The organism is Eubacterium sp. SB2 (genome assembly GCF_001244405.1).
Taxonomy (GTDB): Bacteria; Bacillota; Clostridia; order Lachnospirales; family Lachnospiraceae; genus Faecalicatena; species Faecalicatena contortus_B.
Map to the genome: position 1 here is coordinate 173,646 of NZ_LN865149.1, position 14,135 is coordinate 187,780.

Below are 14,135 nucleotides of genomic sequence, written 5' to 3' on the forward strand. Positions count from 1 at the left end.
AATATTATACAATGTTTTTATTAAATAAACCATGTGTATAAAAGAAACCCTATCAGACATTTGCTGACAGGGCTTCTTACTATTGTACTTTTTATTATTTTAATGAGATTCTTACAGAAGGAAACCGTCATATTGGTGCCGGTCCATCAGATAATCTCTGACATTGTTTTTTAGGACGAGTTTTGTTCGGATAATGTATTTATCCCTGGTAATTTTTTGCTTTAAAAGCAGATGCTCGCTCAGGAGCTTCATACTGTAGAAGCCCTGCCAATAAGGGTCCTGAAAAGCTGTTGCCTGGCAAAGATTCAAATCCATTAATTCTGCAAGCTGGCTGCTAACATCGTAGCCAAATACTTTTGGACGCATGTCTTTCCGAAGTTCGCTGACTGCCTGTCCAATCCCCCAAACGCCTGTGCCGCTTGCCGCAAAAAATGCCTGCACATCCTGTTTACTTTCCAGAAGCTGTCCGGCTTTTTCTCTCGCAGTCCCAGCCTCATCCTGATACTCAAATTCAACGAATTCTATTTTCGGATACACCGAACGCACAGCTTCTTTCACGCCGCGGCATCTTTCTACGTGGGAATAATTGTCCCGAAACCCCAGGAACAGTGCGATTCTTTTCAACTCCGGCACAACCTCGGTGATCTGGTTACCCATAAGCAGACCTGCTCTGTAAGGATCCTCTCCCACATAACAGAGTCTGCTGCAGGTTTCCACGTCCGAGTTAAAAGTAACAACAATTTTACCCCTTCCCATTACTGTATCAATCCACTCTCCAACTACTCTGGATCCTGCGTTCACCAGAAATGCATCAAATTTATCTTCGTCCAGTTTATGAATAGCTGCCATTTGATCCTGGGGAGAGAGTGTATCAGTTAAGATAAATTCTGTTGTAACGCCGTACACACTAATTTCATCAATAGCATCTTTCAGTCCGTGAATCAGATGGTTGCAGAATTCTTCCGGTTTTCCCGACATGATAATTCCAATATGTAATTTCGTCTTTTTGCTCAGAGAACTGGCCATTACGTTCGGTTTATATCCAAGCTGGTCCACGATCTTAAGGATTTTTTCTTTTGTCTCCGGGTTAATCCTGCCCCTGTCATGCAGGGCTCTGTCTACCGTTCCAATGGAAGTACCTGCCATCTGCGCAATTTCTTTCAATGTAATTTTTTGCTGCATAGTGCCTCCGCTATACATGATATACTAATTTTTTCCTTTACTTATAGTATCGTTTTTCTCCCTGTTTGTAAAGCAGGCACGGCGTTTTTTCTGCTTCTGTACCGCATTTGTTACTGTCCAGACCGTGCCGTGCACCTCGCTGCACGGCATCGGAGCCGATGAAGTGATGGTCTCGGGGCATCTGGTCTTTGCTCCGCTTCGGTCCGTGCTAAACATGCGCCACTGGCGCATAGCACCCCTCGCCATAGGTGACTTTAAATGGGCTGATGCCGTTACTGTGCACACCCGCAGGGTGTGAACAGTAACCCGCATTTAGTTGCTGTGCGCACCCGCCGGGTGTGCACAGTAGGCGGTATTTTTATGTACGGATTTACTCTGCCACATGATAAATTTCGCTTACGGACTGATATCTTCCAGGTTCTCCCGGAATCTTCAGACCACGTGCTATGGATACCTGATCCATGTCCTTTACATAGACTGCCTCCATCGTTTTCGGGTTGCCAAGGATTCTGGCGGTCAGGATCGACAGCGCCATGCATTCCGTCATATTCAGAAGTTCTACTGCATCCTCGATTCCGACAGGAGAACAGAATACCGCGCCGTGATTTTCCATTAGGAATCCGTTGGATTTCTCAATCACATGATCGAAACGCTCCGAAAGTGCCTCGGACAGAGGCGTCTCGTAGGGGACCATCAGAACCGGCCCCACTTCTATGATTGGTTCGGGAAGAAATGGTTTTTCCATTGTTCCCTCATTGGCGATGGCAAAACCCGTCAGAATCGGCGGATGTGCATGGACGATGGCTTTGATATCCGGTCTCTTTCTCATGATTCTGGTATGAAACTTCCATTCCCCTGTCGGCTTTTTATTCTCCGGGGCATAAATGATCTTCCCCTCTAAGTCCACCGCACAAATGTCTTCAAACCGCATTTTCCGCTTTAGCGTTTTCGTCGGTGTGATGAGAACCACATTTTCAGCAGCGCGCAGCGACAGATTGCCTCCGGAAGAGGTTACGTAGTTCAGCTCTGCGCAGCGGTGGCATGCTTCCGTCAACTCCAGTATTTCATTTTGATATTTTTTTTGAAATTCATTCATTTTTCTGCCTCTCTCAAAACTAGTCCTGCTCCAGAATAACCAGCCAGTCCTGTTGCATCGGGAATACCCCGGTATCGATTTTCCCTGCTCCATCAACCGTATTCTCTCCCAGTATCACCTCATAATTTCTGATCGGATTATATGCTTTTATCCTGTAGCGGGTCCCCGGTTTGAGATTCTTAAAGCGGATTATCCAGGGCCATTTCGAGTAAGAGGCTTTCACAACATCCCGCTGCATATAGGCCATAATCAGTTCCCCTTCAATCTCAGCAGAAACTGTTTTCTCATAATCCGAGATCCCTTCCGGTTCCTCGACTATATCATCCAGAGGTTTTAATCTCCACCACTCATATCTGTTGAGATATTTGCGGCAGTTCCCTACATGCCGGGCTCCTTCAAAATGCACCGCTTCCTGCCAGGTCTGCTCGCCCCAGCAGCGTTTGTAATGAGGAAGCCCGAATTCTTCATGCTCATGGTTGGCAGTAAACATTCCGTTTGCTCCATATGTCCATCCCGCACATCCAGTAAGGACGGAATGCCAGAATATCCATCTCTGGATAGGAGAACCGCACTGATACATCATTCCTTCATAACAACACTCCGAATTTACCACTGGTCGGTTTGGTTCTTGTTTCAGAGCGCGGCTCGTACAGTCTGCCGTCTGAGGCACGAGAGCTGCCAGGTCATCCGAATGCCTCCCTGCCTGGAATACGATGAAATCCAGTAGTTCCGGCTTTGTGACGACATCTGTAGAAATCTCGTTGACCCGGGTGTGGATCGTAAGAAGCCGGTTATATGGGTCAGTCTCTTTCATATATTCTATGATTTCTGTCCATTCCGTTTTTGCGTTATCGACGAGCATTTTCAAACGCCCTTTGTTTTCAAAATAATAGTTATAGACTCCGTCTTCTGTAAGCATTTCGTCGTAAAACGGCATCAGCGATTCCCCTGCCGTCAGCCAGACTATGGGATAAGCTGCATAACGGGCAATCATATAACGGACATGCTTCTTCATTTTCTCTACCCCCATATAGGCAAGATAGAACCCCCATGTTGCAGCCATGGAAATCACCAGGCCTGCATCTGTAATCTGCTCAATCTTCTTGTCTACGATATTGTAATAATCCGGATTAATGGTGTCAAACCGTCCGTTCCAGGCAAATCCGGCTGCATTTTTCATTCTCTCGTCATATACGTTTAAGTCGCACCAGAATCCGTTGACAACGGCTATAACCGTAAAGCCTTTCCTGACCCGGTCTTCGGCAAGATATTCAATCTCTCCATTTTCGCTCATCCGAGAACTCTCCATATTCCACCAGGTGTCACCCAGCCATGCAAAAGGGGTTTTATCCTGATGTTCAAAATATCGGCCGTTATCCATTACCTGAATGGGACCATGCACATACAGAGGATTTCCTCCTGTATACTTTTTGATCGTAAATTCTCCTTCCTGACCGTTTAATCCCTGGTCTTCCGTGCAGGAACACCTTGTTGTATAGGTGTAAAGACCGGGTTGGGGTGCAGAAAATCTCGCTTTCCATAAGTCCCCGCCTGCCCAGAACGCAGGAATGTTCCAGAGTTTTCCTTTTTCATCAGAGATAACCACATCCATATCCACTTCATTGAATGCATCCTGATACTCTTTTCCGGCTTTAAAACAGATTTCAAAGGGCTTCCAAACATATCCTTTTAACATATCCATTCTCCTTTAACATTTTGTTTTCAATAGTTACTGTTTTGCTTTCTTTTTATCCATATCCCAGAGCAGCAGGCAGATAATTACGATACCCCCGCAGATTGCCGGTGCGGCATTTTCCATGATATTCATAGAGAGCAGTGCACCGGCTCTCTGCTGTGAAAGAGCTGCGTCATATCCTCCGATCGCCAGTCCCCAGCCTATGATGGCGGAACCAAGTCCGGATCCAAGCTTTGTTCCGACGCTGGATGTCATAGCGATAAATGACTCTGCGTGCACACCTTTGGTGGTTCTTACGTAATCCGCAAGGTCCGCGACAAAAGTAAACATGGAAGCTGAGACAGGTCCGCTGCCCAAACCTCCCACAACGTTCATTGCAAATACCCAGATAAAACTGGATGGATTTAACATTTTTAACAGTGCGCTTACGGATGCGATCGCTAGTGTTATAATTACCACTTTTCTTTTTCCGAACTTTTTAAACAGAACGGGACAGAAAGGAATTGCAAGCATTGTCGGTATTGTTTTTGCCATGGAAAGCGGACCTACATAATTCATATTTCCAAGAATATCCCGGCAGTAATAGCTCAGGGCTCCCGAATACAGTGTGGTAGATATGTAATACGCAATGAAAAATAAGAGCAAAAGAGGCATATATTTGTTAAAAACGGCTTTCTTCAAAGTTACAAAAACACTGATTTTTTCCTGAGGGATCTGCTGTGTTTTTTCCTCTTTTTTTGCTATTCCTTCTGTAACATTTTCATTGTCAGTCACCTGCTTCTCTTTGATGATCACGCCCATCAGGAATACCAGAATTGTACAAAGTATTGCGTAAATCAGAGAAAGGGTATGCCAGGCATCTGATGACTTTTCTCCTCCAAATAAGCCAAGCAGAATCGGAGTAACATTCATAATCGTTAGTATTCCTGCGCCGCATATGATACGCTGTACGGAACTCGTTTTATTTCTGTCATCCGGATCCAGAGACATAAGGGGTAGGATTGCCGTAAATGCAAGATTATAGATCGTAAAAGATATCGCACCTGTAAATGTATATGTCAGGAACGCGTAGATCAGCTTTTGAGAATCTGCCAGTCCCGACGGAATATTAAAGCTGATGTATACTCCGATGCCAAGCAGAGGAGCAGCGATCCAAAACCAGGGGCGTATCTTTCCGTATTTCGTATTAACCTTCTGCATCAGGAAAGCACATACCACATCTGTGAGTCCATCCAGAACACGGGCAATCAGCATAAATGATCCTGCCGCCGCGGCAGCAATTCCCGCACTGTCAGTATAGTAAAGTGTTACGAATGATGCCATAAATGACCAGCATAAGTTTGCGCCTACATCCCCAAGACCATAGATAATCTTTTCCATGGTTGAAGAACAGGTATTTCTTTTTATTATATCCATTTCTTTTCCTCCGTTCAGCTATGATATGTTACGACTTCATAAGAATTTCTGATGCAGTTCTTTGCTTCCTGAAGATCAGCAAATTCTCCGTGCGAGACCATCTGTACAGCCAGATTCCCAATCGCTGTGGCTTCTGCGGGGCCGGCACAAACTGTTTTTCCGGTCATCGTTGCGGTCAGTTGATTCAAATAATCGGCTTTTGACCCGCCACCCACGATATAGATCTTCTTATAAATTTTATGGGTAATATTTTCCAGTCTTTTTACTGTTTCTGCATAACATTGAGCCAGACTGTTATATATAACGCAGGCTGTCCCACTGATCCCGGCCGGGATCTCTTGACCGGATTCTTTGCACGCTTTCCAGATCTCTTCCGCCATACTGGCAGGAGCCAGAAATCGTTCATCGCTGCAGTCCACAATGGAACGGATACTCTCTTTTGACGCATCACTGCAGATTTTCTCAAAACTTTGTTCCGGCGCCAGTTCCTTTTGAATGCATTGAATCATCCACATACCCATTATGTTTTTCAAAAATCGGTATCTGGCGTCACACCCTCCTTCATTTGTAAAATTGTTAAGTCTCGCTTCTTCCGTACAGATTGGACGTTTTTCCTCTGTCCCTATCAGTGACCATGTCCCGGAACTGATATAGATTGCATCTTCTCCCGGACATGACGGCACCGCCGCCACCGCGGAAGCAGTATCGTGTGTTGCAGGTACAGTTACATAACAGTCGAACCCCACTTCTTCCTGCACGTCCTTTTTCAGTCTCCCCAGAAGCGTACCCGGATAGATCAGCTCAGGGAATACGGAAGTTGAAAGCCCGAGGGCTTCCATCAGTTCATGGTTCCATTTCCTCTTATAGGGTTCAATCAGTTGTGTTGTCGTGGCATTTGTATATTCCGCTGCCTTTTCACCAGTGAGAAGATAATGAAAAAAATCAGGTATCATCAGAATATTTTCCATCTTTTTAAAAGTATCAGGTTCTTTTTCCCTTACTGCCATAAGTTGATAGAGCGTATTAAATATCTGCTTCTGAATTCCTGTTTTCTGAAAAAGGAATTCGTCTGAAACCACCTTCCTGACAGCGATGTCCATCCCTTTTGTTCGGGAATCCCGGTATCCTACGGCTTCTCCCAGCCTGTTACCGTCTGTTCCCAGAAAAACACAGTCCACACCCCACGTATCAATTCCTACAGATACCGGAACCTTCTGCAGCTGCCTGCATTTCTTCATGCCGTCTTTTATTTCCCTGAACAGCCGGTCTGTTTCCCAGATTTTCCGGCCGTTTTTCTGAACCATTCTATTTGGGAAACGATAGATTTCTTCCAATACCATTTTCTGGTTTTGGTCTATGTGACCTAATATATGGCGTCCGCTTGAGGCGCCTATGTCAATCGCCAGATAATATGACGTCAATACTTCTTTCCTCCTTTCCGTGTATTTAACCGGTAAAATTATAGTTGATGCCAAGCAGATATCTCATAATCTTTTCTATCTCTTCTTTTCCTCCAAAGAAAAACCAAAGGGAAGTTGTATTGTGGGAAATCTGCCGGTTTGCGTCACCACCCAATGTCAGCCCCCCGCTTTCAAACTCAGCAAATCCTCCATTGGAAAGATCGTCGTTGTAATAATAGACAGAACATCCCCGGTTCCCCAGGTCTCCCCAAGGTTCGGAACAGTATGGGGTTGACGGATCATTATAATAATTGCGTACCATCAGATGCCAGCCGTTTCCCCATCGTTTTACAAAAGCCATTCTGCCGAACGTCTGTGCTGACCGATAGGCAACTTTATACTTTCTGTTTCCTGTGACATCCAGCTCTGCATATCCTTTGCAGACTCTCTGCATTTCCTCCACCGGAGTATAGTAGTCAACAAATTCGAAATCACCAAAAAATGGTGTCACAAACCTGCCTTCCGGGTTGACCTGAGTGAGCACCCAAGGTTCCAGATATGTTTTCCCGTCAGGAGTTTCATTCCTTAGCTCAATATCCTGCACGAAACCGCAGAAATCCACTTCAAGCGATTTTATCGCTTTGATATATTCCAGAGGATTCCGGGCACTGGAATATCTTCTTTTAATAAAAAAATGTTTTTCCGTCCCGTCATTCAAATCCCGTAAACATGTCTGCTGACTGAGGATAACATTATCTCCCTGCTTTTCAAGAATGTAATGTCCGGGGTCTATTTCGGGTTGTACAGTGTAGGTATCGTCGAATGTTTCCGGCGACTCGCAGTAAAAATGCAGTTCCGGATTGACCCAGAATCTTTCTCCTCCCAGTTGTGCCTGCCGGCTTTCAATAAATTTTTTGAAAGATAATTCGTCCTTCATTGCCGGGGTGATCCACAGGATACTTTCCCCGTCCTCTTCTTTAAAAGGGCCTAACAGCCGCCCGCCATAACGGGTGATAATCGACCGCCAGCCGCCCCCCAGATTCAATACATGATAGTCCTGTTTCTGAGAGTTAAGCATTGCCGCTGCCTGTTTATATGTAATGTGATTGTTCATTTTTCCTCCTTTCATTTACTGTAGTGTATGTGCGTTGTCGTTAACGCTTTTGTTGACTTAATTCTATAATCACATACAAAAAAAGTCAATATCCTATATAATCTTTGGATATAATTATCTATATCAACTACTTTTTATGCTATTAAAGCCCAGGTATTTTTGGCATTTTTGCACAAAAAATAAATAACTTTTAATTTCCATGCATTTTTAGTTGACTTTTCCTGATACAAATGCAATACTTAAAAAAAGATGTGTTGTCGTTAACGCTATTTGTATTTAGAATTTCATTACACATAATAGAAGGAGACATTCACAATGAAAATTGTTAAAAACCCAAATATGAAAACAATAAAAGATAAAAAGCTGGTTGTAGGTGCAGATTTTGCCGGTTATCCTCTTAAGGATACGATTTGTAAACATTTACGTGCAAAAGGATGGGAGATAGAAGATCTGGGTGTTAAAAATGAGAATGACAACACGCCTGACAATATGTTCCAGCGTATCGGGTTTCGTGTTGGTTCAAAGATTTCGGAAGGCGAATACGAGCGGGCGCTGATCTTCTGCGGAACTGGTATGGGTATCCATATTGCTGCATCCAAATGTCCTCATGTACATGCAGCTGTCGTGGAATCCCTCCCTGCCGCTATTCGCTGTATTACTGGAAATAACTGCAATGTGCTGGCAATGGGAGGCTTTTACATTGCTCCTCAACTGGGAGTAGAGATTGCCGAGGCTTTCCTGTCCAATGATCTTGGCACTGGATATGAATGGTGGCCAAACTTCTATGAATTTCATAAACTTGCCGTAGAAGAACTGGAAGCATTCGACTATGAAAAATATAAAGCAAATAAATTCAGGCTGGAACATTTATATGAGGTGGAGCTGCCGGACGTAATGAACACTGAAAATCCGGCTTTTAAAGCGTAAGTATACTGTATTTTTTAAACGGACCGGAAGATGCTTCTGCCCTGCCTGTGAAACATACGTGCCATTGACGGGGCCATTCGAAGCGGTGGAAATACTGGCGGTTCTGTATATGATGACCGTGGCTTTCTTCTCATTTGATAATGTGTTTGAAAACGGCTTGTAAATATTTTGCAAAACGCTTGCGATTCGCAAGCAAATTAGGTATACTTATAGCAAAGGAGGCGATTGATATGGCAAGAACAGCAAATGTATTTGCACGAGTGGAACCTGAAATCAAAGAGCAGGCGGAACAGGTGCTTGATCGTTTAGGGATTCCGATGTCCAATGCTGTTGGTATGTTTTTAAGACAGGTGGTTTTGCAGAGAGGAATTCCATTTGAAATGAAGCTGCCGCAGACAGCGCCGCTAAGTTACGGTTCTCTCACCAAAGAGCAGTTTGATGCTGAATTGGAAAAAGGCATGGCTGATATAAAAGAGGGCAGAGTTTGTTCAGCAGATGCCATCGAAGCAGAGATGAAAAGAGACTTCGACGTATGAGCTGGAATATCGTATATACAGCGCAGGCACGTAAAGACCTGCGTAACATCTTTGAATATATAGCCTATGAACTACTGGTGCCGGAAACAGCAACCGGACAGATACAGCGGATCATGCAGGCGGTTCGTTCACTTGAGGAAATGCCCATGCGGCATCAGCTTTACGAAGAAGAACCGTGGCATTGTCAGGGAATCCGATTTTTTCCTGTGGACAAATATCTGGTATTCTATTTGCCTGAAGGACCTCAAAATACGGTAAACATTGTCCGAATTATGTATGGTGGCAGAGCTGTCAGCAGACAGTTAAGCGAAACAATTACATAAGACAAGAAAAACCTTGGAAGACCTTTAAATATAAGGGCTCCCAAGGTTTTTAGTTTAAAAATCCTGAAACTCATGCTAAGGACACAGCATGTCTGAACCTAATTCGTTTCCCGGAGAATCTTCACGACTTCAAGATCAGTTTCTCCCATTGATATAATATCTTCTTTCTGAATCACGATCGGTTTCTGAACCTTCTTGCCATTCAGGAACGTATGGTTCTTAGAACCTTCATCCCTGAGAAACAGCTTATCTTTGCTCCTCACAATCGCACAGTGGACCTTGGAAATCTTCCTGTCACCGGGCAGGGAAAGAAATTCCTCAAAAGCAACATCCTTCGTCGTTCTTCCAATCCCGATACTGTCATAGAAAACGAAACTGTAACGCTCTCCCGTATCCGGATCCTCCAGAATAATCTTCCAGCGCCTTTTTTTGCCCGCACCCGCTGGAGGCATCTTAGGCGTCTGGCCGGCAGCCTGTTTTTTCTTTCTCACCGGAGGCCTGTCATCGTAATCATCATCGTCATAATCATCACTTTCACCGCCATAAGCCTCATCAAGCTCATAATGCCTATATTCTTTTCTCTCTTTTACTATGGTCACTATGGTAACAATTATAGTGACAGCTATCAAAGCAGCTAAAACTATCAGAATAATCCAGTACATCATATGTATATCCACTCCTTCAAGAGTTTATAGTACTATATTTTTCCCTTCCAGGCAACCCAATCCGCCATTTTTTATCACCTGAGCCTGAAATTAGTTTAACAAATTATCTTTGGATATTCACAGAAACGTAATGACTTCCCCGTTCTTACCGTCCCGGTTTCTATTCATATTCGCAGATATACCCCAGGAAACCGGAATATGCTGATTCTGCCGCCAGCATATCGTCCGGCACATCATTCCATACAAACCGCTTTTCGCCGTCATAGAAAAATAAATCCATATACTGTTCTTCCAGGCTGCCGTCCTGAAAGCTCGGCTCCCCGTTTTTCCATTCGTCAGAACACCAGCTGTCCGCAGAATTCAGCTTCTCCCCAAACAGCTTATTATTCTCATTCACCCAATAATAATCTTTGGAATTGCCGTCTCTTCTACCCCCAATCCGGAAAAAGATATTGGTCATCCCTGCCTTGCTGATTTCTTTACGTATGTACTCATATTCTTCTGAACTGTTAATTCTGGCTAGATAACCGCCGCGGTTTAAGCAGTCCTGGAACGCCTCTGTCCAGGTGCAGTCGCTTTTTATATACTCGTATCTGTGGATTGCCGTATCATCGGCAGGAGCAGAAGCATCATAGGTGCTTCCATTTTGATCTGCAGCATTTCCATCCTGAGAATTTTCCTTGGAGCTGTCAGTTCCTTCGCCGGCATGATCCCCTGCATTATCCCCCGTATTATTATTTTCGGGATCCTTTGTGCCATTATCCTTATCGGTGTTGACAGCGTCCCCCTTTTGTGCCGCTGAATTCTTATCCTGTTCCGCCTTCCCTGCGGCATCATTTGAAGTTACCTTCTGGCTGTCCTGCACCTTTTTTCCGGTCACAATCCCCAGCCCTATTCCCGCTGCAAATACCACAATAACCCCGATAATGACAATCGCCAGTATCTTTCCGTTGTGTCTTGGCTTTTTCATCTTATGTCTCCTCCTTTTTCTTCATGCTGAAATATTTTCCCAATAGTTACTTATACCCAAGGGGCATCCCGTATTTCATGCCCCTGCAGGGCGGATTTGCAGCAAGCTGCAAAATAATGTATACCCAAAGGGCACCCCGTATTTCATGCCCCTGCGGGGCGAATTTGCAGCAAGCTGCAAAATAATGTATAGAAAAGACAGAAGCCTCTGATTCTAAGGCTTCTGTCCTGCTAGAACTTCCTACAATCTATCCGTATCCTGCGTATGCGCGTCCTTTGCCTCAGCAGCTCCCGCAGCGATACTATTTTATAATCTCTTCAATAATTCTTCTCTTTCTTCTTCATAACCCGGTTTGCCCAGAAGTGCGAACATATTCTTTTTATAGCTTTCCACGCCTGGCTGGTTAAATGGATTCACGCCGAGTAAATATCCACTAACGCCGCATGCAAACTCAAAGAAATAGAACAGCTGTCCGAGATAGAACTCGTTCTGCTGCGGAACTGTCACCATCAGGTTCGGCACGTTGCCGTCCGTGTGTGCAAGAATCGTTCCGTTCATAGCACTTTTATTGATAAAGTCTACGGTCTTGCCTGCCAGATAATTCAGTCCGTCCAGGTCAACCGGTTCTTCATTAATGATCAGCTCTTCTCTGGACGTCTCCACATTCAGAACTGTCTCAAATAATATTCTGTTTCCGTCCTGGATAAACTGCCCCATGGAGTGCAGATCGGTCGTCAAATCTACTGATGCCGGGAAGATGCCCCGCTGGTCTTTACCTTCGCTCTCTCCATATAACTGTTTCCACCATTCGGATACATAATGCAGGCTTGGCTCATAATTAGCCAGAACCTCTATTGCTTTGCCCTTTCTCAGCAGGATATTGCGGACTGCCGCATACTGCAGGGCTCCATTATCTTTAAAATCATTTTCCAAAGCTTCTTTTCTTCCTGCCTGTGCGCCTTCCATCAGTTTATCGATGTCTGCGCCGCTCACTGCGATCGGCAGAAGGCCTACAGCCGTCAGTACGGAGAAACGTCCCCCGACATCGTCCGGCACTACAAAGCTCTCATATCCCTCTTCTGTAGCAAGATTCTTCAAAGCTCCTCTGGCTTTGTCGGTCGTAGCATATATTCTCTTTGCTGCGCCCTCTTTTCCATATTTATTTTCCAAAATCTCTTTAAATACACGGAAGGCAATGGCTGGCTCTGTAGTAGTTCCTGATTTTGAGATCATGTTGATGGAGAAATCCCTGTCGCCGACTACGTCAAGCAGATCCTTGAGATAAGTACTGCTGATACTGTTTCCTACATAGTAGATCTCCGGAGACTTTCTGAGTTCTTTGGATACCACATTGGCAAATGAATGTCCAAGGAAGTCAATTGCAGCTCTTGCTCCCAAATAAGAACCGCCGATTCCGATTACCAACAACACCTCAGAATCACTGCGGATCTGCTCTGCCGCTTTCTTGATCCGTGCAAATTCTTCTTTATCGTAATCAACCGGAAGGTCAATCCATCCAAGGAAATCATTTCCCGCGCCTGTCTTTGCAACAAGCTTGTCCTTTGCCTGGGCTGCCAGTTCGCTCATATATTCCATCTCATGTTCCTGAATAAAACTACTTGCTTTTGAATAATCAAATGTAACTTTGTTAGCCATTGTTTACCCTTCCTCTCTAATATCGTCTTTTACAAGCTAATTCTACCAAATATGCCCACCTTAATCAAGCTAAAAACTCCTCTAAAATTTGGCGAATTGCCTCTTCTTTTAGTGCAGGCTGCTCATCATCTTCCTCCATTTTTTCTTTTACTGTTCGGCGGATCACCTGTCTCGCCGCTTCCCCTTTTTCTACCCTGCGCGGTTCTCCTTCAATATTGATCGACAGTGCAGGTTCCTCCCTCTGTGCCGCCGCCCTGGATGCCCCCGCAGTTTCGGGGCTGATAACATCTATATTCTCCTTCTCAGTCTGTTTCACCTTCTTATAACGGTGAGCGCAGACATTTTCAAGGTATTCAACCATATAATTCTTTGCTGCTTTTACTTTATAAGATTCATCGGACAGCTGACTGATTACGAACAACGCAACCATTTCCGCCGCCCCTAATGCAATGTACTGGTACATCGCCTCACACAGCCCATGTGCCAGATAGTGCCCTGCCGCTCCCAGCGCCGCCAGGATTCCGGAAAACCAAATACTCTGTATTTCCAATTGTCTCCACGTATGTACTTTAAAAAGAAATCCCCGGTATTCATATATGTACTTCTCCACAAAGGCTCCCACATTGTCTACCTTATCGTGTATCATACACGCGTGCTCATATTTTGCCCGCACGAGCTTCATCAGTTTGTGTGTGCTCTTTGACATATTGCCTGACGCCTTTACCAGACGGCGGAGGGTAACCTGGTTCACGAGCTTGGCCAGTACCCCGATGACACCCACCGCAATCATCAGATAGAAGATTACGTTCGTGTCGGCTGCTACATTTTTAAACATAATAAGACCTCCTGTTTTTATGGTTGTGCCACAACTACCATTTTTTGGTGTGAGCCTATTATAGCCCAACTTTCCCGTACTTGCCGCAAAAACCGTTCTACATAATTCGCCATTTCAGAGTAGTTTTAAGGAAAAACAGGAATATCTCAGGGTTAAGAAACATAGAATTTAAGAACGGCCTCAATCCTTCAATTTAACACATCATTTATCTTCACAGTGCATTCTCTGCCTTAAGAAAACTCCTGTCATTTAATCGGGGAAAAACTCGAAAATTGGCACACGAAAATGTACTGGCAATTTCCCAATCATTTTGTTATAA

At 44.5% G+C, this 14,135-nt stretch carries 14 protein-coding genes; 3 read left to right on the plus strand and 11 right to left on the minus strand.

Annotated elements, in window-relative coordinates; all coding sequences use genetic code 11:
- Positions 1–111 precede the first annotated feature (111 nt).
- The 7 genes from BN1938_RS02610 to BN1938_RS02640 all read right to left on the minus strand — a co-directional run bounded on the left by BN1938_RS02610 (position 112) and on the right by BN1938_RS02640 (position 7,904).
- Positions 112–1,182: a substrate-binding domain-containing protein gene (locus BN1938_RS02610; RefSeq protein ID WP_050639108.1), complete on the minus strand. Its 1,071-nt coding sequence runs from the start codon at positions 1,180–1,182 to the stop codon at positions 112–114.
- 24 nt (positions 1,183–1,206) lie between these two features.
- On the minus strand, positions 1,207–1,413 hold the full coding sequence (locus BN1938_RS02615) for a hypothetical protein (protein ID WP_050639109.1): 207 nt from the start codon (positions 1,411–1,413) through the stop codon (positions 1,207–1,209).
- A 139-nt stretch (positions 1,414–1,552) separates the two neighbouring features.
- Positions 1,553–2,278 (minus strand): class II aldolase/adducin family protein, encoded by a 726-nt coding sequence (locus tag BN1938_RS02620; RefSeq protein ID WP_050639110.1) that lies wholly within the window; start codon positions 2,276–2,278, stop codon positions 1,553–1,555.
- A gap of 19 nt (positions 2,279–2,297) precedes the next feature.
- Positions 2,298–3,974: a DUF5060 domain-containing protein gene (locus BN1938_RS02625; RefSeq protein WP_050639111.1), complete on the minus strand. Its 1,677-nt coding sequence runs from the start codon at positions 3,972–3,974 to the stop codon at positions 2,298–2,300.
- Between the two features lie 33 nt (positions 3,975–4,007).
- Positions 4,008–5,390 carry an MFS transporter gene (locus tag BN1938_RS02630; RefSeq protein WP_050639112.1) on the minus strand — a complete coding sequence of 461 codons (1,383 nt, stop codon included), beginning with the start codon at positions 5,388–5,390 and terminating at the stop codon, positions 4,008–4,010.
- 14 nt (positions 5,391–5,404) lie between these two features.
- Positions 5,405–6,811, minus strand: a complete 1,407-nt coding sequence (gene rhaB, locus BN1938_RS02635; protein WP_050639113.1) for a rhamnulokinase — start codon at positions 6,809–6,811, stop codon at positions 5,405–5,407.
- Positions 6,812–6,836: 25 nt separating this feature from the next.
- Positions 6,837–7,904: a hypothetical protein gene (locus BN1938_RS02640; protein ID WP_050639114.1), complete on the minus strand. Its 1,068-nt coding sequence runs from the start codon at positions 7,902–7,904 to the stop codon at positions 6,837–6,839.
- Between the two features lie 315 nt (positions 7,905–8,219).
- On the opposite strand from BN1938_RS02640, the gene BN1938_RS02645 reads away from it, so the two are divergent.
- The 3 genes from BN1938_RS02645 to BN1938_RS02655 all read left to right on the plus strand — a co-directional run bounded on the left by BN1938_RS02645 (position 8,220) and on the right by BN1938_RS02655 (position 9,690).
- Positions 8,220–8,831, plus strand: coding sequence for an RpiB/LacA/LacB family sugar-phosphate isomerase (locus BN1938_RS02645; RefSeq protein ID WP_242843791.1), 612 nt, complete (start codon positions 8,220–8,222; stop codon positions 8,829–8,831).
- A gap of 230 nt (positions 8,832–9,061) precedes the next feature.
- Positions 9,062–9,367, plus strand: coding sequence for a type II toxin-antitoxin system RelB/DinJ family antitoxin (locus BN1938_RS02650; RefSeq protein WP_050639115.1), 306 nt, complete (start codon positions 9,062–9,064; stop codon positions 9,365–9,367).
- The gene (locus BN1938_RS02655; RefSeq protein ID WP_050639116.1) at positions 9,364–9,690 is read left to right on the plus strand and encodes a type II toxin-antitoxin system RelE/ParE family toxin; all 327 of its coding nucleotides are present in this window, start codon (positions 9,364–9,366) and stop codon (positions 9,688–9,690) included. Before BN1938_RS02650 ends, BN1938_RS02655 begins: the two co-directional genes overlap by 4 nt.
- A gap of 98 nt (positions 9,691–9,788) precedes the next feature.
- Here the strand turns inward: BN1938_RS02655 and BN1938_RS02660 are convergent, their stop codons facing one another.
- From BN1938_RS02660 to BN1938_RS02675, 4 genes are all read right to left on the minus strand, one after another.
- Complete coding sequence (locus BN1938_RS02660; protein ID WP_050639117.1) at positions 9,789–10,355, minus strand: FHA domain-containing protein; 567 nt, start codon at positions 10,353–10,355, stop codon at positions 9,789–9,791.
- 160 nt (positions 10,356–10,515) lie between these two features.
- The gene (locus tag BN1938_RS02665) at positions 10,516–11,325 is read right to left on the minus strand and encodes a C-type lectin domain-containing protein (protein ID WP_050639118.1); all 810 of its coding nucleotides are present in this window, start codon (positions 11,323–11,325) and stop codon (positions 10,516–10,518) included.
- A gap of 306 nt (positions 11,326–11,631) precedes the next feature.
- The gene (locus tag BN1938_RS02670; protein WP_050639119.1) at positions 11,632–12,981 is read right to left on the minus strand and encodes a glucose-6-phosphate isomerase; all 1,350 of its coding nucleotides are present in this window, start codon (positions 12,979–12,981) and stop codon (positions 11,632–11,634) included.
- 64 nt (positions 12,982–13,045) lie between these two features.
- On the minus strand, positions 13,046–13,816 hold the full coding sequence (locus BN1938_RS02675; RefSeq protein ID WP_050639120.1) for a hypothetical protein: 771 nt from the start codon (positions 13,814–13,816) through the stop codon (positions 13,046–13,048).
- Positions 13,817–14,135 lie beyond the last annotated feature (319 nt).

Coding starts and splice junctions, on each gene's coding strand:
- BN1938_RS02610 (WP_050639108.1), bottom strand. CDS start 1,182: ATGCAGCAAAAAATTACATTGAAAGAAATTGCGCAGATGGCAGGTACT.
- BN1938_RS02615 (WP_050639109.1), bottom strand. CDS start 1,413: ATGCGCCAGTGGCGCATGTTTAGCACGGACCGAAGCGGAGCAAAGACC.
- BN1938_RS02620 (WP_050639110.1), bottom strand. CDS start 2,278: ATGAATGAATTTCAAAAAAAATATCAAAATGAAATACTGGAGTTGACG.
- BN1938_RS02625 (WP_050639111.1), bottom strand. CDS start 3,974: ATGTTAAAAGGATATGTTTGGAAGCCCTTTGAAATCTGTTTTAAAGCC.
- BN1938_RS02630 (WP_050639112.1), bottom strand. CDS start 5,390: ATGGATATAATAAAAAGAAATACCTGTTCTTCAACCATGGAAAAGATT.
- BN1938_RS02640 (WP_050639114.1), bottom strand. CDS start 7,904: ATGAACAATCACATTACATATAAACAGGCAGCGGCAATGCTTAACTCT.
- BN1938_RS02645 (WP_242843791.1), top strand. CDS start 8,220: ATGAAAATTGTTAAAAACCCAAATATGAAAACAATAAAAGATAAAAAG.
- BN1938_RS02650 (WP_050639115.1), top strand. CDS start 9,062: ATGGCAAGAACAGCAAATGTATTTGCACGAGTGGAACCTGAAATCAAA.
- BN1938_RS02655 (WP_050639116.1), top strand. CDS start 9,364: ATGAGCTGGAATATCGTATATACAGCGCAGGCACGTAAAGACCTGCGT.
- BN1938_RS02660 (WP_050639117.1), bottom strand. CDS start 10,355: ATGATGTACTGGATTATTCTGATAGTTTTAGCTGCTTTGATAGCTGTC.
- BN1938_RS02665 (WP_050639118.1), bottom strand. CDS start 11,325: ATGAAAAAGCCAAGACACAACGGAAAGATACTGGCGATTGTCATTATC.
- BN1938_RS02670 (WP_050639119.1), bottom strand. CDS start 12,981: ATGGCTAACAAAGTTACATTTGATTATTCAAAAGCAAGTAGTTTTATT.
- BN1938_RS02675 (WP_050639120.1), bottom strand. CDS start 13,816: ATGTTTAAAAATGTAGCAGCCGACACGAACGTAATCTTCTATCTGATG.